Origin of the sequence: Morganella sp. GD04133 (assembly GCF_029835375.1) — a bacterium.
Lineage (GTDB): Bacteria > Pseudomonadota > Gammaproteobacteria > Enterobacterales > Enterobacteriaceae > Morganella > Morganella morganii_B.
Genome location: NZ_JAODZS010000001.1, coordinates 20514 through 39045, shown reverse-complemented (window position 1 = coordinate 39045; position 18532 = coordinate 20514). Strand labels below are relative to the sequence as shown.

Sequence of the window (18532 nt, the reverse complement as noted above, 5' to 3'; positions counted from 1 at the left end):
TGCAGGCACCCGGTGTTGACTTAAAAAATAAATAATTTAATTATCTTGTTATATTTTTAAACGCTTCGGTGGTGGCTTTTAATGCCACTTCTGTCGGTAAACGCTCCATGGAACTGGCCCCGTAAAAACCGTGGCAGTCCGGGCAGCGATCTAAAATGTATTGTGCATCTTCCGGGGTCGCGATAGGGCCGCCGTGACACAATACAATAATGTCCGGACGGATGGCTTTAGCCGCTTTCGCCCAGTCATTGATCATCTCAACACAGTCATCCAGCGTGGTGGCGGTTTCCGCCCCGATATTACCGCCGGTGGTCAGGCCCATATGCGGCACGAGGATATCCGCACCGGCTTCGGTCATGGCAATAGCATCTTCACGGCTGAAAACATACGGTGTTGTCAGCAGATCTTTTTCACGTGCCTTGCGGATCATCTCGACTTCCAGCGCATAACCCATGCCGGTTTCTTCCAGATTGGCACGGAATTTACCGTCGATCAGACCGACCGTCGGGAAGTTCTGCACGCCGGAAAATCCGGTGGCTTTGATATCGTCGAGGAATTTATCAAACTGACAGAACGGATCGGTGCCGTTAACACCCGCCAGTACCGGTGTATGTTTCACGACCGGCAGCACTTCTTTTGCCATATCCATGACGATTTCATTGGCATTACCGTAAGCCAGCAGACCGGCCAGCGAGCCGCGCCCTGCCATGCGGTAACGGCCGGAGTTATAGATAACGATGAGATCGATACCGCCGGCTTCCTCACATTTTGCTGACAGACCGGTACCGGCACCGCCGCCGATAATCGGCTCACCACGTGAAATCATGTCATTGAATTTTTTCAGTAATGCGTCACGGGAAAGTGGCATCTTGTGTCTCCTTATTTCGCCCGTAATTGCTGGTGTTGGTTAATGACAAAACGGGTAAATTCCGGGTCATTAATGTGATACGGGCATTTGCGTAAAATACGTTTTTCTGTTTGTTTATAATAGGTTTCGAACGCCTCAATAAAGGCGCGGTCCGCATCCGGCGACCAGAACGGCATACCTTCAGCATCGAGGGCGGAAAAACCGCCTTCCGGAATGATAAAAATAACATCACCGTGACACTGGTTGAGTTTTTCCGCAATCCAGCGTCCCATCTGTGCATTTTCTTCCGGGGTGGTACGCATCAGGGTGACCTGGGCGTTGTGGTGATAAAACTGACGATCGGCGTATTTTTCCGGTACGGTGGACGGGCGGCCGAAATTGACCATATCCAGAGCACCGCAGGAGCCGATATACGGCGTCTGTGAACGGGCAATAGCACCGAAACGGTCTTCATCACAGGCGAGAACGCCGCCGAAAAGATAATCACACACTTCCGTGGTGGTCAGGTCAAGGATACTGTCGAACAGATGGTCATCCGCCAGTTTTGCCATGGCTTTACCGCCGCTGCCGGTCGCGTGAAAGACCAGACAATCGTAATCCGCTTCAAGTTCTTTGCTGATTTGCTGGATACACGGTGTGGTGACACCGAACATGGTCAGGGCAATGGCGGGTTTATCAGTCACCTGCTCTTCCTGACAGAAGTAAACCGCCCCGGCAATCTGGTTAGCCGCATTACGGAGAACTTTACGTGAAATTCGGTTCAGGCCGGAGACATCAGTGACAGAGTAGAGCATGGCAATATCGCTTGCGCCGATATAGCCGGAAATATCACCGGAGGCCATGGTGGAAACCATGAGTTTGGGGATGCCGACAGGCAGGGATTGCATTGCTGGTGTAATCAGTGCCGTTCCACCGGATCCGCCTAAACCGAGAAGTGCTGCAATATCATTTTGTTTTGCAAGGAAACGTTCAAAGGCGACAGCCATTGCCGCGATAGCACGACCGCGGTCGCCGCAGAAAACCGCGCTTTCGCCGTCAGGGTGACAGGCGGCAACATCACGGGCGCAGACATCCGCTTCCCGGGCCAGCTGGCCGGGTTTTGTGGTTAAATCCACAGTTTTTACCGTGAGGCCGGTGCGCTGAATCAGCTCACTGACATAAAAAATCTCATCACTTTTGGTATCGAGCGTTGTGGCGATATAGACAGCGCCTTTATTGCTGTTCATGGTTAACCTCAAAGGGATATCGGATGTCTGATAACGCATCATAACCAGAATGAGACTGTAGTATCATTTTGTTTGACGGATTTTGAGACATGCATCTCAATTTGTCTATCTTTAAATCAGTTTTTTGATAAAAAAACACCATAAGGGTGTTGCAGGCGGGGATGTTGTGTAAGATAGCCGCGCGAAATTCACCGAAAATTGTTAAAGGAAATCAGTTATGGCCTGTACTGATGATGGGGCACCTTACTCCGGCACACGGAAGCGGACATTTAATCTGCTGGTCAATACCGCGCTGGCCCTGTTTGAGCAGGGGGCAATGCCCTCAGTCTCTGAACTGGCAGCAGAAGCCGGCGTGTCACGGGCAACGGCTTACCGTTATTTTCCGACACAAAGTGATTTAATCGCCGCCACCGTGGATGCCAGTCTCGGCCCGATTCTGACCTGGCGCTCCGACAGCCCGGAAACCCGCGACCGGATGGAACAATTACTGGCTTTCGCGTATCCGCAAATGTTCCGCCACGAAGGCGCACTGCGTGCGGCACTGTATGTGTCGTTGCAGCAGTGGGCGCAGGATCGCTCGGCATCGGCCAAATCCCAGATTAATGAAGAGAAAAAACTGGTCAGAGGGCACCGTAAGGCGATTCTGGCGAATGTTACCGAGCCGCTGAAGGCGCATGTCGATCAGGAAACACTGGATAAAGTGATCCGCGCGTTCTCGCTGGTATACGGCTCGGAAGTGTTCCTGGTGATGAAAGATATCTGGAAGATGAATGACGGTGAAGTCATTGATATTACTCAGTGGATGGCAAAAGCGATTCTGAATCAGGCCATGGCGGACAGCCGTGAACACGATGAACAGCCGTAATCACGGCTGTTTTCTTATCTGCCATTCACCACACCGATTTCCGCTTCTGATGGCGAGAAAGTTACCCGCATAATTATATCCCCTGTAATTAATTGATTCCGGTGATAGACTGATTTCCTGTTCCGGCAACCGGCTGACATTATAACAATATGAATATTATCAAAACAGCAGCGGGGATTTCGGCCTGTTTCGCTGCCGGATTATTGCTGGCGTACCTGAACGTGCCGATGGCGCTGATGTTCGGTCCCATTATTCTGATTATTATTGCGCACCGTTTCACCATTTCGCTCACTATTCCGAAGGGAACATTAACTTTTGTCCAGATGGTGCTCGGGACATCCGTCGGGCTGATGTTTACCCGTGTCGATCTCAGCCAGTTTGATCATCTTCTGCTGATTATGCTCACCATGGTGTCGTGTCTGGCGGTGCAGTTTACCGTCAGTTTCCTCTGGTTCCGCAAACGGGTGGGGTGGTCAGTTCAGGAATCTCTGCTGGGAGCGGTGCCGGGGGCAATGGCGGCGATTCTGGCGCTGATGGATCACACCGGTACACCGCCGCAGAAGGTGGTGATTTCCCATACTATCCGCCTGATTATTCTGATTATGCTGGCGGGCGTGGTGGTCGGCAGTGATCATCCTGTCCCGCCGCCTGCGGATATTCCGCCGCAGAGTCTGGTGTCCGTACTGTGGCTGCTGGTGATTGCGGTGTGCGGGTATTTATCCGGCAAAGCGCTGGAAAAAATCAATGTCCCGGCTCCGTTTATGCTGACATCACTGGGCACGGCGATTGCTGTTCAGAGCGTGGTGAGTACTTACATTGTTTTTCCGCTGCCGCTGAATGATATCAGTATGACGCTGATCGGCATGTATATCGGGAGCTATTTTGTCCTGTTTCCGCTGAGGTCACTGCTGCGCAATATGGTGACTTCCGCGCAGGTGGTACTGATCAATATTGTGCTGACTGCATTGATTGCATTCGGAGCGTCTCACCTGACCGGTTTTTCCTTCCCGATGCTGTTGCTTTCCTGGGCACCGGGCAGCATGGAAGCGATGACATTTGCTGCAATTGCCATGGGAATCGATGCGGGTTTTGTCATGCTTAACCATATTCTCCGCATGCTGATTATTCAGAGCGTGCCGTCGGTGGTGCTGTATATTCAGGAACGTCGGAGTAAGTAATTAAGCGTAGTAAGTAATTACTCCGCTTTTTTCACCGTCAGCCGCAGGGAATAGACCGGATCAGAACTTCCGCACATGGTGCGGTAGGCTGCACCTTTGATGTTTATCCGGACGTTGCCGCGCTCCGGCGGCGTTCCCTGCAAACGGGCGGCGATCAGCGGGCGTTCATCTGCTTTCATCACCTGTGTCTGCCACTCCTCTTCGGTGATCAGCGGGAGCCATTCCCCGGCCTCATTTTTTGACATCAGTGTGACGGTCATCCAGTCCGGTTTCTCACTGACATAAAACGGGATCATCCCGGTATGCCGGGCAATTTCAATGGTCTGATCATACGACAGGCCGGTCACCGCATCCGGCAGCGCGATTTTTGTCACTGATTCTGACGGCGTAAACAGGGTCATACTGCCGCACATGGCACCATAAAATACCCCGCAACCGCTTAACATCCCGCACAGCAGCAGTACAGAGAGCCCTCTGAGAAAGGTATGGGACAGTCGCATTATGATTTCTTCCCTGATATTCATATAAAAAACGCATCAGGCAGTATAAAAAAAGATGACAGAAAAAACTGTGCCCGGTGTCTGTCCGTACAGAAAATCACACAATATGTACTGGTTAATACGAATTACTCTTGTTAGACTTTTCAAAATGTACTAATTGGTACATTTTTATGGGTGTCTGTTAACCGTGTGAGGAGTCATAATCAAATGACAGAAAAAGCGCAGGATCCGTCAAGACGATCTTTCCTGAAAAATGCCGGTCTCGGCACAATGGGGCTGGCGGCCGGTGTGCTCGGCAGCCATTCCGCATTAGCGGGCGGAAGCTCAGTGCTGGCGGGGGCCGATGATAAAAATAAGCGCTATATCAAAACAGATAAACAAAACAAACTGATTTATAACGGTTATCTGATCACCATGGATGAAAAATATGGTGATATTGCTGACGGGGCGGTGCTGATTGACGGTGATAAAATTGTCGATATCGGCCCGGTGTCCAAATTTGCCGGGGTGGATGCGGAACTGATTGATGCAGACGGCGGTATTATTTTGCCGGGGATTATCGACAGCCACCGTCATACCTGGATGTCACTGCTGCGCGGGATCTCTGCGGATATGTCGCTGGCCGGATTCCTCGGCTCCACCTTCTACGGCATCGGTTCAGTCATGGAGCCGGACGATATCCGCATGGCAGCGCTGGTGGGATCGGTTGAAGCGCTGAATGCCGGGGTAACCACCATTCTTGACTGTTGTGACTGTGTTAACTCACCGGATCATGCCCCGGCGGCGATTGAATCCCTGCGTGCCTCCGGGATCCGCAGTATCTATGCCTACGGTATGCAGGCTTATGATTATAAAGGCAGTAACCGCTTCCGCAGCCATCAGCAGCGTCTGGATGTGATGAAGAATATTCATCAGCACTATTACGGCTACAGCAACCGCAGCCTGAATCAGATGGGGGTTCTGCTGAGTGATTTCGGCACCATTCCGTTTGCCGATACCGCAAAAGAGATTGAGCTGGCGAATAAGCTGGGCATTTTTGTCGCATCCCATACCGGGGCAGCGGAAAAATCTATTCTGCTGAAAGGGCTGCATGAGCTGAAACACAATAATCTGCTTAAGCCCGGTCATCTCCATATCCACTGTACGTCACTGGATAACAGCGAGTGGAAGATCCTGAAAGAGACCGGCGGTAAAGTCTCTATCGCGCCGGAAACCGAAATGCAGATGGGGATGGGACGTCCGCCGTTCCGCGCCAGTCTTGATCACGGCTTTAAACCGGGTCTGAGCAGCGATATAGTGTGTGTCGGCTCCGGTGACCTGTTCTCACAGATGCGTCTGGGTCTTCAGTTCCAGCGCTGTATGGACAACGAAGCAGAAGCAAACCGCACCGGTAAAACCACCACTAAAATTGACCTGAGTGTGCGTGATGCGCTGACTTGGGCAACACACGGCAGTGCGGAAGCAATGGGGATGGAGAAAGAGATCGGCTCCATCAGCAAAGGTAAAAAAGCGGATATTATTATTGTTTCCCAGAAAGAAGCCTTTGTGCCGTCCAGTTATCCGGCGGGTTCAGTGGTGCTGCAAACCACCGCGTCCGGTGTGGATACTGTTATCGTCAACGGGGACGTAAAAAAACGTTTTGGTCAGCTGACACAGCAGAATACCGATAAAATCCGTTCTGATGCGACAGAAGCACTGGGCCGTATTCAGAAAGCGGCGAAAAAGCTGCCGAAGCAGACCGCAGAGGAGGTGGCAACCTTCTTTGATGCCGCTCAGGAGCAGGCGCGTGAGAATTTCTCAGCCGGTTACAACTATAAAAAATAATTGACCGTGCCGTGTGAGCAGCACAAAAAAACCGCCTCTTTTTACGGAGGCGGTTTTGCATTTCAGGGGAAAATTACTGCTCTTCCGGCAGAATAAACATGCCGTAAGGATGGATTTGCAGGAACAGACTGTCGCCGACAGACGGCTGCAATTGTGTGGCGTTAATCTGTAACAGCATGGACTGTCCGTGCCAGTCGACGGTCACTTCATACTGCGGCCCCATATAGGCCACATGAGACACGGTGCAGCGCTGACTCTCATCGCCCTGCAAACTCAGGGTAATGGCTTCCGGACGCACACCGACAGTAACACTGCTTTTGTCTGTGACGAACTGCGGCGGACGCGGCAGGCGATAGCTGAAAATCTCAACGGCATCACCGGTCAGTGTCGCCGGGAAGATATTGGCATCACCCATAAAGCTCGCCATAAACTTCGAGGCAGGCTGACGATACAGTTCCTGCGGTGAGCCCAGTTGCATGATTTTCCCTTTGTTCATCACCAGCACCATATCCGAAACCGCAAAGGCCTCGCTCTGGTCGTGGGTCACATACAGAGAGGTGATATTAAACTGCTGCTGCAATTCACGGATTTTTTCCCGCATGCTGCGGCGCAGGTTGGCATCGAGGTTACTCAGCGGTTCATCAAATAACAGCACTTTCGGTTTGAGGATCAGCGCACGGGCCAGCGCAACACGCTGCTGCTGTCCGCCGGAGATCTGATCGACAAAGCGATCGGAGAACCCCGCCAGATCCACCAGTTCCAGCGCTTCCTCCACCCGCTCTTTCACTTCTGCTTTCGGACGGCCCAGCATTTTCAGCCCGTAACCGACGTTATCGCCGAGGGACATATGCGGGAACAGCGCGTAAGACTGGAACACCATACAAATATCACGCTGCTGGATGGAACGGTCTGTGACATCCTCGCCATCGATGAACATTTTGCCTTCGGTCGGCTTTTCCAGCCCCGCTACCAGACGCAGCACGGTGGTTTTTCCGCAGCCGGACGGGCCGAGCAGGGTGACCATGCTGCCCGCCGGAATAGAAAGACTTAAATCGTCGATGACCGTGTTGGTGCCAAAGCGTTTAGTCACATTTTTTAATTCAACAAAACTTTGTTGTGTCATGTCGGTTACTCCATGATTACTGTGCATTTTTGGCTTTGGAACGTGAAACACGGGCTTCGCCAATCAAAAAGTCGAACAGGAAAATAATCGCCAGCATCACGACGATCAGGATTGAGCCATAGGCAATCGCCACACCGTACTCGCCGTCTTCCACGCGGTTCAGAATATAGGCGGTGGCGACACGGGTGTCCGGTGTCACGAGGAACACAATGGCACTGACCGTGGTGATGGCGCGGACAAAGCTGTAAATCAGCGCAGACAGGATCGCCGGACGCAGCAGCGGCAGCAGGATGTGGAAAATCGTCCGCATCGAACCGGCCCGCAGGCTGAGTGACGCCTCATCCAGGGATTTGTCTATTTGCCCCAGACCGGCGATACCGGCGCGGATCCCGACCGGCACATTTCGCATTGTCATGGAGATAATCACGATTGCCGCCGTCCCGGTTAAATAGAACGGGGAATCGTTAAAGGCGAGGATATAAGACACACCCGCCACCGTTCCCGGCACCGCGAAGCAGAGCATGGTGGTAAATTCGATGGTCTTTTTACCACGGAATTCCTGGCGCACCACAATGTAGGCGATCAGCAGGCCGAGCACGGCGGTGATTGGTGCGGCGATCCCGGCGTAGAGCAGGGTGTCGAGCAGTGAAGGCCATGCGCCGTCATTCATGCCCTGACCGAACAGCTTGATAAAGTTATCCAGGGTTAAGGTGTAATCCACCCCCCAGTTCACGGTAAAGCTGCCGTAGAAAATGCTGCCGTACAGCACCAGGTTGAAGACAACCCAGATAGCGAGGAACGTGGTGACAAACGCAACCAGCGCGGCAGGCAGCGGCTGCACATCACCCCGGTACGATTTACCGGACACCGTGACATAGGAGCGTTTGCCGATCCACATATACTGCACGCAAAAGACCAGCAGTGAGAAGACCAGCAGAGAAGCACCGAGGGTACTGGCGGCCTGATAATCAAGCTGGGAACCGGTGATATAGAAATAGATCTGGGTGGCGAGCACGTCAAAGTTACCGCCGAGAACCAGCGGGTTACTGAAGTCTGCCAGCGACTGCACAATCACAATCAGGAAGGCATTAGCCAGCGCCGGTTTCAGCAGCGGCATAAAGACGTTGAAGAACGTCTGAAAACGGTTGGCGCGCAGGGTGTAAGACGCTTCTTCCAGTGACGGGTGAATGGTTTTGATGGCACCGTCGAGGATCATAAAGGACATCGGCGTAAAGGCGAGCACCTGAGCCAGCCAGATCCCGGTGAAACCGTACAGCCAGTTGGTGTTTTCCAGCCCCGCATAAGTGGCGAGGAATTCGGTCACATAACCGGAACGTCCCATCATCAGGGTGACACCGAGGCCGACAATAAACGGTGGGGTGACAATCGGCAGGATGGAGAACACGCGACCGATAATTGCCGAGCGTTTTGCGATACGGCTGGTATAAATCGCCAGAATCAATCCGAAGAAGGTACAGCCCGCCCCGACCGCCAGTGAGAGCATCACGGAGTTCCAGATGACCTGCACAATATGGGACTGTGTGAGAATCGATACAAACGCGAACGGCGCGAAATCCCCGTTATTGTCGGTGAACATCGGGATAAAAATCGCGACACTCGGGAATACGATAAACAACGCAATCAGGCCGACCACCGCAATCAGCGAGCCGATAACAAACTGGTCACCGCCCAGCCATTCCAGGCGCTTGAGGGCGAGGGTCATGATCATGCCGAGCGAGATAAACAGCACGATAGCGGAATAACCCAGGCCTTTTCCTTCCCATACGGCGCTGACAACCGCCACCACTGCCGTCAGAACGGCGATCCCGATATCGGTATAGTGACGTCCCCGCTGGTCGCGGGATGCCGGTGTCAGCGAACGGAAAAATAGCACTGACGGCAGCAGATACCAGAGCCAGCTGACATTCAGCCCGTGCCAGCCGTAAGCGGCAAGAATTTCATCTGGTGTGGAGTCGGTTAAACCATAATCCAGGCTCCAGGACGGCAGAAGGGCAAAGCCCAGCCACGCGATCAGCAGCCATAAGAAGATGGAATCCCGTCCCTGTTTTGAAGGCAGAGTCAGGGTTTCAGACATTAAAGAATCTCCCTTGCCCGTTCTCACTCAACTGAATGAGACAAGACAATATAATTATTATAATAAAAACAAGACCACGCGGCAGAACACCGCGCGGCAGACAACATTACTTACTCATTTTGACTTCGGTGACCCACTTGTTGATCAGATTCTTACGGGTTTCTGCATCGCCGTATTTATCCATATCGTAGTTGATCAGTTTCAGATCAGAGAGTTTCAGTGACATTGGTGAGGATTCAGCCGTGGTATTGGTCAGGATCTGGTAAGATTTACCCTCTTTCCAGCTGATTTCCTGAGCTTCTTTGGAGAGCACGAAATCCACGAACAGTTTGGCGTTGTCCATGTTACGGGCATTTTTCAGGATACTGATACCGCCGATTTCATAACCGGTGCCTTCACACGGGGAAATTAACTCCAGTGGTGCGCCGTTTTCCACTTCCAGGGAATAGTCGTGCAGGAAGCCGATACCGATAGCGGATTCACCACGGGCGGCGTTACGCGCCGGGGCAATACCGGATTTGGTGTACTGGGAGATGTTGCTGTTGAGTTTTTTCAGGTAATCGAATGCCTGATCGGTGCCCCACAGCTGGTCAAATGTCGCCAGTGCGGTGTAAGCCGTACCGGAGCTCTGCGGGTCAGCAATCTGGATTTCGCCTTTGTATTCCGGCTTGGTCAGATCTTTCCAGCAGGTCGGGATTGGCAGGCCTTTTTCTTTCAGACGATCTTTGTTCACACCGAAACCTAAGATGCCGACATAAACCGCAGAGGAGTAGTTACCTTTGCGTTTGGCCGGATCACGGAACTGCGGCATGATCTGATCTAAATTCGGGGATTTGTACGCTTCCAGCAGATCCATCTCACCCGCCTGTGAGTGCGGATCTAATGTGCCGCCGTACCAGACATCAGCCTGCGGGTTGCGTTTTTCCGCTTCGATTTTGGCCAGGGTGCTGCCGGAACCGTTACGGACAAACGTGGTTTTCACATCGTATTTTTTGGCGAAAGCTTGTGTTTCAGCTTCACACATGGCGTTGGTCGCACTGCAGTAAACCACCAGACGACCGGCGGCATTTGCAGAGGTGGTAACAGCAGCCAGGGATAAACCGGCGGCAGCGAGAGCAGAGAGGGTCTTGAGTTTCATTATCAGTTCTTTCCTTATTATAGGGTTCTGTCATCGGAGAGTGAAACAGAGCCTGCCAGATGTTCCCGCTTGCTGACATTGGCTATCAGCAGCGGCATCAGCAGTAATCCCGTCAGTGCCGCAGCACTGGTCAGCAGGGTAAACATGCCCTGCCAGCCGTAATGTGCCATGACCTGCGCGAGCGGCCACCCGGCCATTGCCGCCCCTAAGTAGGCGTAAAGACCGAGGTAACCCGTTACCGTACCGGCGGCTTTTTTATGGCAATATTCTGTCGCCGCCAGTCCGATTAACATTTGCGGCCCGAATACAAAAAAGCCGGTACTGAAGAAACACGCCGCCAGCAGTCCGTAGTGATGAATCGGTATTAACCACAGGGCGCTGACAGCAATAAACAGGCCGAGGGAAAACAGCAGAATCATCGGGGCGCGCTGACCACGGAATAAAATATCCGATCCCCAGCCCGCACAGACCGCCCCCAGCAAACCGCCCAGTTCAAACAGTGACAATGTGGCATTGGCACTGAGCAGATTGCTGCCGTGTGTTTCGGATAACCACAGGTTTCCCCAGTCATTGATCGCCATCCGGATGAGATAAACGAGAATGTAGGAGAAACCGAGTAACCAGATCATCCGGTTACATAAAATGGTCTCTTTCAGGATCACCCGCATCGGCAGCGGCGGGGATAACTGCTCCTGGCGCAGTTCTGACGGATCATGCCGCCATTGTCCGACAGTCGGTAATCCTTCCTCCTGCGGCGTGCCGTGTAAGCGGCGGCACAGCCACAGGCCGGTGACCATCCCGATAATGCCCGGCACTATCAGGGCGGTCTGCCAGCTGTAGCGGGTCGCCAGCCAGGCGGTCAGCAGCGGCAGGGTAATGCCGCCGAGGTTGATGGAGATATTCCATAATCCCCACCAGAAGCCGCGTTCGTTGCGCGAATACCAGTGTGTCAGAATGCGCGCGCACGGCGGCCAGCCCCAGCCCTGGAAAAAACCGTTCAGTGTCCAGACAATCAGCAGAGCAGGAAATGACAGGCACCAGGCGAACACAATATTCAGCACGCCGGTCATAAACAGTCCCGCGCCCATAAACCAGCGGTAACCGGTGATATCGTGGAAAATCCCCGATACAAATTTTGAGATGCCGTAACTCAGGTAAAACGCGGTCGCTATCAGGCCGATATCGCTTTTATCGAGATGCAGTTCTGTCTGCATCACCGGCATCACAAAGTTAAAGCTCTTGCGGGTCAGATAAAACGTGGCGTAACCGATTATCATCGATAACATCAGTTTGTTGCGCCAGAATTGATAGGTTTTATCCATGGTTTGGGTCTGTTTTCCGGCCATTACGTTATGTCCCGTTCAGGCTGCAAATGTAATCAATCTGTCAATAAAAAGGATGAGAGAAGGTAGTAGATGACTAAGAATAAGTCTTAGTTTTCGTGATTTTCATCAGAAAATGTGGGCAGGTTAACAATAATCCGGGTTCCGCCGGTGGTGGTCAGTGTCCAGTCACCGCCGAGTGCCCGGACCCGCTCTTCAATACCGCGCAGACCAAAGCCGCTGCGGCGTTTGCTCTCCGGGATACCGATGCCGTTATCAGAGACGTGAAGCTGTATCGTGTCACGTTGCTGTTTCAGGGTGATGAGGATATGGGTGGCACCGGCATGCTTACTGATATTATTTAACAACTCCTGCACCAGCCGGTACAGGGTGAACAGTACCGTTTCATTTTCCGGCTGTTGTTCCAGTTCGTAATGAAATTCACACTGAATACCGTTTTCCCCGAACGCAAATTCCGTCATCAGATGACGCAGTGCATTTTCGAGAGACATTTCACTGAGTACCGGCGGGCGCAGTTCGCGCAGCAGCTGGCGGGTGGACTGGTGAATTTTCTGTGCCAGGTCATTGATTTGTGCCGCCGCACGGCTGCTTTGCGGATCCGGCGCGGTTTTTCTGACCAGCATGGATTGGATCTGAATCGCCGTGATGTTTTGACCGATTTCATCATGCAGCTCGCGGGCAATCGCTTTTTTGACATCCTCTTCCGTATGTACCAGCTGCTGCATCAGATCCCGCCGCGCCTGTAACTCCTGCTCCAGCCGTTCGCGGTAGCGCTGTAAATTGCGCGACAACTGCTGCTGACGGCTGATGGCAATCCCGAGGCCGATACCAATCAGCGCCTGGGTGCTCATAAACATCTGTAATTCCTGCAAATCAGCAAATGCGCCGTTAAACTGGCGGGCAAAGGTAATGATCAGACTACCGAGCAGGGCAGAGAGCACACCGCCCTGCCAGCCGTAGCGGTAGGCCATAAAAACATTGGGGATAAACACCAGCAGCACCAGCAGGCGCTCAATTTCCGGGGTAAAAAAGATCTGGGCGCTGAGTCCGGCCAGGCAGAACAGAAAACACCACATCAGTAACGAGGTGCGCAGCTGCGGATCCGGCGTGCCGTAATCCAGGATCAGGCGGAAATGCTGTTCATGGAGGTATTCATAGATCAGATAGACAAACGGTGTCAGCAGAATACCGCCGGTCAGCGTGGTGAGGAAAATCTGAGTAACACTCAGCGGTGTCAGCAGGCTGAACACCAGGGTATGCAGCAGACTGTTGATACCGACACCGGCGATCAGCAGTAACAGGCGCTGCCAGTATAGAGTGTAGCGCCACCAGGTGGTCTGGATAATAAAGGCGCTGATAAGGCTCAGCAGCGGCGACAGCAGGATCACCGGCTGTGACAGCAGCTGTTCCTGTGCCAGCCAGATAGTCAGCAGCAGCTCGGCGAGTAACAGCGTCGGCCAGAAGCGCCGCCACAGCAGGATCATCAGCGCCAGCCGCAAGCCTTCCGGCAGAAAAAACGCTGACAGCACACTGTTCTGACTGAGATAAAAACCGATGATCCACAGACCAATCCAGGTCAGGGAATAGGTGAACAGCAGAAATACCGACTGTAACAGCAGACGGGCACCACGCCTCATGGCTTATTGCCCCGCGATAAGGTGATGCGCCAGGGCAAAATGAACCAGATCGATCGTGCTGTCACACTGCAGTTTGCCCAGCACATTGGCGCGGTGGACATGAACGGTTTTATGGCTGAGATCGAGTTTATCCGCTATCGCCCGCACACTCATCCCGGCCACCAGCAGATCAAACACCTCGCGCTCACGCGGGGTCAGCTCTTCCAGCGCCCGGTTCTCCGGCGGTGACTGGCGCAGCGCGCGCATGGCATCCGCACACAAATAGCAGCCGCCCTGATGCACGGAACGCACCGCCTGAACCAGCTCTTCCGGGCCGCAGCGTTTGGTGAGATACGCGCTGGCACCGGCGTCCAGCGCACTCTGCACAAAGGCGGGGGTATCATAAATACTGAGAATAATGGTACGGAAGGACGTTTTGCGCTCCCGCAGACGGGCGAGCAACTGTAATCCGTTTTCATCCGGCATGGAAATATCCATGATCACCACATCAATATCCGGACGGGTCAGTGCGGGCCAGGCTTCCGCCGCACTGGCATATTGTCCGGTGATGGTAATATCCGGCTCCAGTGTCAGGAGCTGGGCGAAACCGGATCGCACAACTACATGGTCATCAATGAGCGCTATTTTTATCATGTCCGGACAGCGTATTATCAGCAGAAAGGGATCAATATTGACAGAGGTTATACCAATATAGCGGGTGATAATCGAGGACATTCATACAGAAATCCGCTCTCCGGCTGTTTTTTTACCGCTTAACCGATTCGGGTGCCGGTAAATTATTTCACATAGGCAAGTAACGGCAGTGAATCACGGGCCAGTGCAGTACATTTGTAGTTTTCCGGCAGCTTTATCTGTTTGATGTCGAAATAGTTCTCTTTATTCATTTCCGCCATCTGCCGGGTATCATAATTGCTCATATCCCAGCGGTTACTTTTGGCAAACAGTAAGATCGCTTTTTCGATACGGGCATTCGGTAAATCCCCGTAGCCGCAATCATTTTTCAGATAAATAAAAACCGCAGTCAGTCCGGCGAGATCTTCAGCCTGTGACGGCGTCAGCGCTTTCGCGGGCAGGGAAAGCAGCAGGGCACAGCTGAATAAAGTGTGAAGGAATAGTTTCATAGTAAGTAGTTTACCGGTAGCGCCTGTCAGTTTATGTGAAGATTTTAATAGTTTTGTCACGAATGTCATCCGCTGACTAAAGTGGTGTAAAGCCCTTATTCCCGGAAAGGGAATAGATTGACCTTACCCTTAGGGCAGGGTTTAGCCTGCGCTATAACAGAACTCAATTATTTTGTCATAGCATATCACCACTGATGATAAAGGAAGCATATCATGCAACGACGCGATTTTTTGAAATATAGCGCATTCTTAGGTGCTGCCACGATGCTGCCGGCATGGAGCCGGTTTGCTTTTGCGGCACAGGAACGCCCGGCTCTCGGTATTCCGCCGCTGTTAACGGCGGATAATGCACAAAAAATCACCCTGAATATTCAGCAGGGGAAAATGGCGTTTATTCCCGGCAAAACCACCCAAACCTGGGGATATAACGGTGATTTACTGGGCCCGGCACTAAAACTGCGGCGCGGTAAACCGGTGACAGTGGATATCGTCAATAAACTGCCGGAAGCGACCACGGTTCACTGGCACGGTCTGGAAATCAGTGGTGAGCAGGATGGCGGGCCGCAGGCCATTATCGCCCCGGGCGGCACCCGCACGGTCAGTTTCACCCCGGATCAACCGGAAGCGACCTGCTGGTTCCACCCCCACACCCACGGCAAAACCGGTCATCAGGTCGCAATGGGACTGGCGGGGCTGGTACTGATTGAGGATGACAATACCGCTTCAACCGGTCTGCCGGGTGAATGGGGCACCGATGATATCCCGGTGGTATTGCAGGATAAGCGTCTGACGGCAGACGGCGACATTGATTATCAGCTGGATGTTATGTCAGCGGCGGTCGGCTGGTTTGGTGACACCATGCTGACCAACGGTGCGGTTTACCCGCAGCATATGGCCCCGCGCGGCTGGTTGCGGCTGCGGCTGCTCAATGGCTGTAATGCCCGCAGTCTGCGGATGGCTGCCGGTGACGGGCGTCCGCTGTATGTGGTCGGCAGTGACGGCGGCCTGCTCGCCGAACCGGTGAAAGTGCAGGAGTTGCCGATGCTGCCGGGGGAACGGTTTGACGTGCTGGTGGACACATCAGACGGAAAAATGTTTGATATTGTCACCTTGCCGGTACGTCAGATGGGAATGACCCTCGCACCGTTTGATGCTCCGCTGCCGGTGCTGTCTGTCCGTCCGACACTTGATGCCGCGCGCGGCAAACTGCCGGATGTGCTGGCAGCCATGCCTGCCCTGATCGACACCTCCCGTCTGCCGGTACGTGAGTTCCGTCTGATGATGGATATGCGCCTCGATATGCAGGGCATGATGATGCTGACCGACAAATACGGCCCGCAGGCCATGGCAGGGATGGGCATGCACGGCGGCATGGGCGGTCATATGAGCGGCGGGCACATGAGCGGAATGAATAACGGCCCGGGACAGGGTATGCGCGGCGGTCACTGCGGTGCCGGTGAGGTTGATCTGATGAACGCCAACAGCATCAACGGTATCCCGTTCTCCATGACCGAAAGCGCCTTTGATGTGAAACAGGGGCAGGCGGAGCGCTGGATTATCTCCGGTGTCGGCGACATGATGCTGCACCCGTTCCATATCCACGGCACCCGTTTCCGCATTCTCAGCGAAGGCGGACGCACACCGGCGGCACACCGGCAGGGCTGGAAAGATATGGTCAGGATCGAAGGTAATGTCAGCGAAGTGCTGGTGAAGTTTGACCATCCGGCGACCAATGCACATCCGTTTATGGCGCACTGTCACCTGCTGGAGCATGAAGATACCGGTATGATGACCGGCTTTACGGTCACGGCCTGAAGATAACATTAACCGGTGACAATCCGCGTCAGTCATGGCGCGGATACTGTTTATCTGTCCGTGGTATGCTAAACTAACGCGCTTTCTGACCGGTATTAAACCGGGTTTAATGCCGAACCACTGAAACAGCGTACCGTTGACGACAAAAAAATCATGAAGAAACACACCTTAGATACAATGATCTCCGAAGCTGAGATTCAGCAGCGTGTTGCCGATCTGGGCAGCGAAATTTCCGCACACTATCGTCACAGCAACAAAGAGCTGGTCTTAGTCGGGTTACTGAAAGGATCCTTTATTTTTATGGCTGACCTGTGCCGTAAAATTGATGTCCCGCATGAAGTCGATTTTATGACGGTATCCAGTTACGGCAGCGGCACCTCGTCCACCCGTGATGTGAAAATTGTCAAAGACCTGGACGAAGATATCCGCGGCAAAGATGTGCTGATCGTGGAAGATATCATTGATTCCGGCAATACATTACACCGTGTGCGCGACATCCTGTCCCTGCGCGGCCCGAACTCTGTGGCTATCTGCACTCTGCTGGATAAACCGTCCCGCCGTGAAGTGGATGTCCCGGTAAACTGGGTCGGTTATGCGATCGAAGACAAATTTGTGGTCGGCTACGGCATTGATTACGCCCAGAGCTACCGCCACCTGCCGTATATCGGCCATGTGACACTGCTGGAAGCGTAATCTGTCCGGTTGTGACGATGAAAAGGGCACCGGAAGGTGCCGTTTTTTTATCTTATTTCAGCGTGTTGCCCGTTTCTGTATGATGAACAGGATAATCGCGGAAATCAGTGCTGTTAACAGCAGTAACGGATAATAATTAAAGACTGAAAATGGGACATCCGTTATTCCGGCCGGAAAAATATTGCCGAAGTAAATTTTACCGTAGCAGAATGTGACCAGTATAAAGGTAATGACATTAATAACAGTCATTAATATAGCAGACAGAGCGGTGATCTCTCTCCTGCGGATAAAAATAATTAAAAATGAAATCAGACTGATACAGAAAAAGCCAGCGGCAATAATGGCTTTTGTAGTAAAGATAGCCGAAATATCAGTATAAATGACGGTGGTATCCGCCGGGAAATAGATATTCATGGCAACTGATGATAAAGAATAGCCTGCCATTAAATTAATTAAACTGAATGAAAGGATCATCAGCAGATCATTTTTTCTCATAACCAGCCTTAATCATATTTAATATTTGAGTAAACTCAGTTTCATTTTTTATGATACCGAGATTGCGGTTGTTTTTATCAAATTTTCCCAGTGCTGTCGGGATGCCCCGTCCGCCCTGATCCATAAAAAACTGAACATGGGGGTTGTTATACAATCTGACAGACGGAATAGGATCTTTGCCATAAATGAACGGAGCAGGAAGCAGGTCCTTATTGTACAGATAGTCATTTGTCAGCGCTTTTGGCAGAGTATCTTCAAATCCCGCGAAAGGCGTCACGTAAGTATCAAATCCGGCATACTCTAACCCGACAATAACTTTCCCGTTTTTTTTATCACGTTGTGAGATAATATCATTATCAAACAGTACCCTGAGTTGCTGCCATGTACTGAGGTCATTATGATTTACTTTTTTATTATCGTAAAAAACATCCTGCTCTATTTTAAGCTGAAGTACCATCCGGTATATCTGTTTCGCGGAGGGCCCGATGGTATTTGCGAGGGTCGGCAGCCCGCCTTTCGGATAAATCTGTTCTTTGATAAAATAAATGCCGGTTTCTCTGACGATCATTGTATTCATAAAAAATCCTTTAATATGAACAAAGCGGAGTGAA

The 18532-nt window shown here is 52.3% G+C and carries 17 protein-coding genes; 5 read left to right on the top strand and 12 right to left on the bottom strand.

What is annotated here, in order from left to right; translation table 11 throughout:
* Positions 1-40 precede the first annotated feature (40 nt).
* Together N7387_RS00170 and N7387_RS00165 are read right to left on the bottom strand one after the other, a co-directional pair.
* The gene (locus N7387_RS00170) at positions 41-868 is read right to left on the bottom strand and encodes a phosphoenolpyruvate hydrolase family protein (protein ID WP_072871975.1); all 828 of its coding nucleotides are present in this window, start codon (positions 866-868) and stop codon (positions 41-43) included.
* Positions 869-879: 11 nt separating this feature from the next.
* Entirely contained in the window at positions 880-2094 is a 1215-nt protein-coding gene (locus tag N7387_RS00165) for a Tm-1-like ATP-binding domain-containing protein (RefSeq protein ID WP_279796041.1), read from the bottom strand.
* Between the two features lie 217 nt (positions 2095-2311).
* On the opposite strand from N7387_RS00165, the gene N7387_RS00160 reads away from it, so the two are divergent.
* Both N7387_RS00160 and N7387_RS00155 read left to right on the top strand, forming a co-directional pair.
* Positions 2312-2959: a TetR/AcrR family transcriptional regulator gene (locus tag N7387_RS00160; protein WP_262883468.1), complete on the top strand. Its 648-nt coding sequence runs from the start codon at positions 2312-2314 to the stop codon at positions 2957-2959.
* A gap of 149 nt (positions 2960-3108) precedes the next feature.
* Positions 3109-4137: an AbrB family transcriptional regulator gene (locus tag N7387_RS00155; protein WP_279796040.1), complete on the top strand. Its 1029-nt coding sequence runs from the start codon at positions 3109-3111 to the stop codon at positions 4135-4137.
* 17 nt (positions 4138-4154) lie between these two features.
* On the opposite strand, the gene N7387_RS00150 is transcribed toward N7387_RS00155, so the two are convergent.
* Complete coding sequence (locus N7387_RS00150; RefSeq protein ID WP_279796039.1) at positions 4155-4637, bottom strand: hypothetical protein; 483 nt, start codon at positions 4635-4637, stop codon at positions 4155-4157.
* A gap of 207 nt (positions 4638-4844) precedes the next feature.
* Here N7387_RS00150 and N7387_RS00145 point away from each other — a divergent pair, with 207 nt between their 5' ends.
* Positions 4845-6461, top strand: coding sequence for an amidohydrolase family protein (locus N7387_RS00145; RefSeq protein ID WP_279796038.1), 1617 nt, complete (start codon positions 4845-4847; stop codon positions 6459-6461).
* A 73-nt stretch (positions 6462-6534) separates the two neighbouring features.
* Here N7387_RS00145 and fbpC read toward each other — a convergent pair whose 3' ends face one another.
* The 7 genes from fbpC to N7387_RS00110 form a co-directional block, all read right to left on the bottom strand.
* On the bottom strand, positions 6535-7584 hold the full coding sequence (gene fbpC / locus N7387_RS00140; protein WP_279796036.1) for a ferric ABC transporter ATP-binding protein: 1050 nt from the start codon (positions 7582-7584) through the stop codon (positions 6535-6537).
* A 16-nt stretch (positions 7585-7600) separates the two neighbouring features.
* The gene (locus N7387_RS00135; RefSeq protein WP_279796034.1) at positions 7601-9679 is read right to left on the bottom strand and encodes an iron ABC transporter permease; all 2079 of its coding nucleotides are present in this window, start codon (positions 9677-9679) and stop codon (positions 7601-7603) included.
* Positions 9680-9785: 106 nt separating this feature from the next.
* Positions 9786-10817 (bottom strand): ABC transporter substrate-binding protein, encoded by a 1032-nt coding sequence (locus N7387_RS00130; RefSeq protein ID WP_004236012.1) that lies wholly within the window; start codon positions 10815-10817, stop codon positions 9786-9788.
* Between the two features lie 17 nt (positions 10818-10834).
* Positions 10835-12163 (bottom strand): MFS transporter family glucose-6-phosphate receptor UhpC, encoded by a 1329-nt coding sequence (uhpC, locus tag N7387_RS00125; protein ID WP_279796033.1) that lies wholly within the window; start codon positions 12161-12163, stop codon positions 10835-10837.
* An 86-nt stretch (positions 12164-12249) separates the two neighbouring features.
* Positions 12250-13797 carry an MASE1 domain-containing protein gene (locus tag N7387_RS00120; RefSeq protein WP_279796032.1) on the bottom strand — a complete coding sequence of 516 codons (1548 nt, stop codon included), beginning with the start codon at positions 13795-13797 and terminating at the stop codon, positions 12250-12252.
* A 3-nt stretch (positions 13798-13800) separates the two neighbouring features.
* Positions 13801-14430 carry a response regulator transcription factor gene (locus N7387_RS00115; protein ID WP_262858949.1) on the bottom strand — a complete coding sequence of 210 codons (630 nt, stop codon included), beginning with the start codon at positions 14428-14430 and terminating at the stop codon, positions 13801-13803.
* Between the two features lie 143 nt (positions 14431-14573).
* Positions 14574-14918, bottom strand: a complete 345-nt coding sequence (locus tag N7387_RS00110) for a YacC family pilotin-like protein (protein ID WP_262883462.1) — start codon at positions 14916-14918, stop codon at positions 14574-14576.
* Between the two features lie 213 nt (positions 14919-15131).
* Here N7387_RS00110 and cueO point away from each other — a divergent pair, with 213 nt between their 5' ends.
* Both cueO and hpt read left to right on the top strand, forming a co-directional pair.
* Entirely contained in the window at positions 15132-16733 is a 1602-nt protein-coding gene (gene cueO / locus N7387_RS00105; RefSeq protein ID WP_262883461.1) for a multicopper oxidase CueO, read from the top strand.
* Between the two features lie 153 nt (positions 16734-16886).
* Complete coding sequence (gene hpt, locus N7387_RS00100) at positions 16887-17426, top strand: hypoxanthine phosphoribosyltransferase (RefSeq protein WP_279796031.1); 540 nt, start codon at positions 16887-16889, stop codon at positions 17424-17426.
* Between the two features lie 57 nt (positions 17427-17483).
* On the opposite strand, the gene N7387_RS00095 is transcribed toward hpt, so the two are convergent.
* Together N7387_RS00095 and N7387_RS00090 are read right to left on the bottom strand one after the other, a co-directional pair.
* Positions 17484-17921 (bottom strand): hypothetical protein, encoded by a 438-nt coding sequence (locus tag N7387_RS00095; protein ID WP_279796030.1) that lies wholly within the window; start codon positions 17919-17921, stop codon positions 17484-17486.
* Positions 17908-18378 (bottom strand): hypothetical protein, encoded by a 471-nt coding sequence (locus tag N7387_RS00090; protein WP_279796029.1) that lies wholly within the window; start codon positions 18376-18378, stop codon positions 17908-17910. Before N7387_RS00090 ends, N7387_RS00095 begins: the two co-directional genes overlap by 14 nt.
* Between the last annotated feature and the right edge of the window lie 154 nt (positions 18379-18532).

Bases quoted from the DNA above. Each gene is read 5' to 3' on its own strand.
- N7387_RS00110 (WP_262883462.1), bottom strand. From the start codon at position 14,918: ATGAAACTATTCCTTCACACTTTATTCAGCTGTGCCCTGCTGCTTTCC.
- fbpC (WP_279796036.1), bottom strand. From the start codon at position 7,584: ATGACACAACAAAGTTTTGTTGAATTAAAAAATGTGACTAAACGCTTT.
- uhpC (WP_279796033.1), bottom strand. From the start codon at position 12,163: ATGGCCGGAAAACAGACCCAAACCATGGATAAAACCTATCAATTCTGG.
- N7387_RS00135 (WP_279796034.1), bottom strand. From the start codon at position 9,679: ATGTCTGAAACCCTGACTCTGCCTTCAAAACAGGGACGGGATTCCATC.
- N7387_RS00155 (WP_279796040.1), top strand. From the start codon at position 3,109: ATGAATATTATCAAAACAGCAGCGGGGATTTCGGCCTGTTTCGCTGCC.
- N7387_RS00170 (WP_072871975.1), bottom strand. From the start codon at position 868: ATGCCACTTTCCCGTGACGCATTACTGAAAAAATTCAATGACATGATT.
- N7387_RS00160 (WP_262883468.1), top strand. From the start codon at position 2,312: ATGGCCTGTACTGATGATGGGGCACCTTACTCCGGCACACGGAAGCGG.
- cueO (WP_262883461.1), top strand. From the start codon at position 15,132: ATGCAACGACGCGATTTTTTGAAATATAGCGCATTCTTAGGTGCTGCC.
- N7387_RS00115 (WP_262858949.1), bottom strand. From the start codon at position 14,430: ATGATAAAAATAGCGCTCATTGATGACCATGTAGTTGTGCGATCCGGT.
- hpt (WP_279796031.1), top strand. From the start codon at position 16,887: ATGAAGAAACACACCTTAGATACAATGATCTCCGAAGCTGAGATTCAG.
- N7387_RS00095 (WP_279796030.1), bottom strand. From the start codon at position 17,921: ATGAGAAAAAATGATCTGCTGATGATCCTTTCATTCAGTTTAATTAAT.
- N7387_RS00150 (WP_279796039.1), bottom strand. From the start codon at position 4,637: ATGCGACTGTCCCATACCTTTCTCAGAGGGCTCTCTGTACTGCTGCTG.
- N7387_RS00145 (WP_279796038.1), top strand. From the start codon at position 4,845: ATGACAGAAAAAGCGCAGGATCCGTCAAGACGATCTTTCCTGAAAAAT.
- N7387_RS00120 (WP_279796032.1), bottom strand. From the start codon at position 13,797: ATGAGGCGTGGTGCCCGTCTGCTGTTACAGTCGGTATTTCTGCTGTTC.
- N7387_RS00130 (WP_004236012.1), bottom strand. From the start codon at position 10,817: ATGAAACTCAAGACCCTCTCTGCTCTCGCTGCCGCCGGTTTATCCCTG.
- N7387_RS00165 (WP_279796041.1), bottom strand. From the start codon at position 2,094: ATGAACAGCAATAAAGGCGCTGTCTATATCGCCACAACGCTCGATACC.
- N7387_RS00090 (WP_279796029.1), bottom strand. From the start codon at position 18,378: ATGGTACTTCAGCTTAAAATAGAGCAGGATGTTTTTTACGATAATAAA.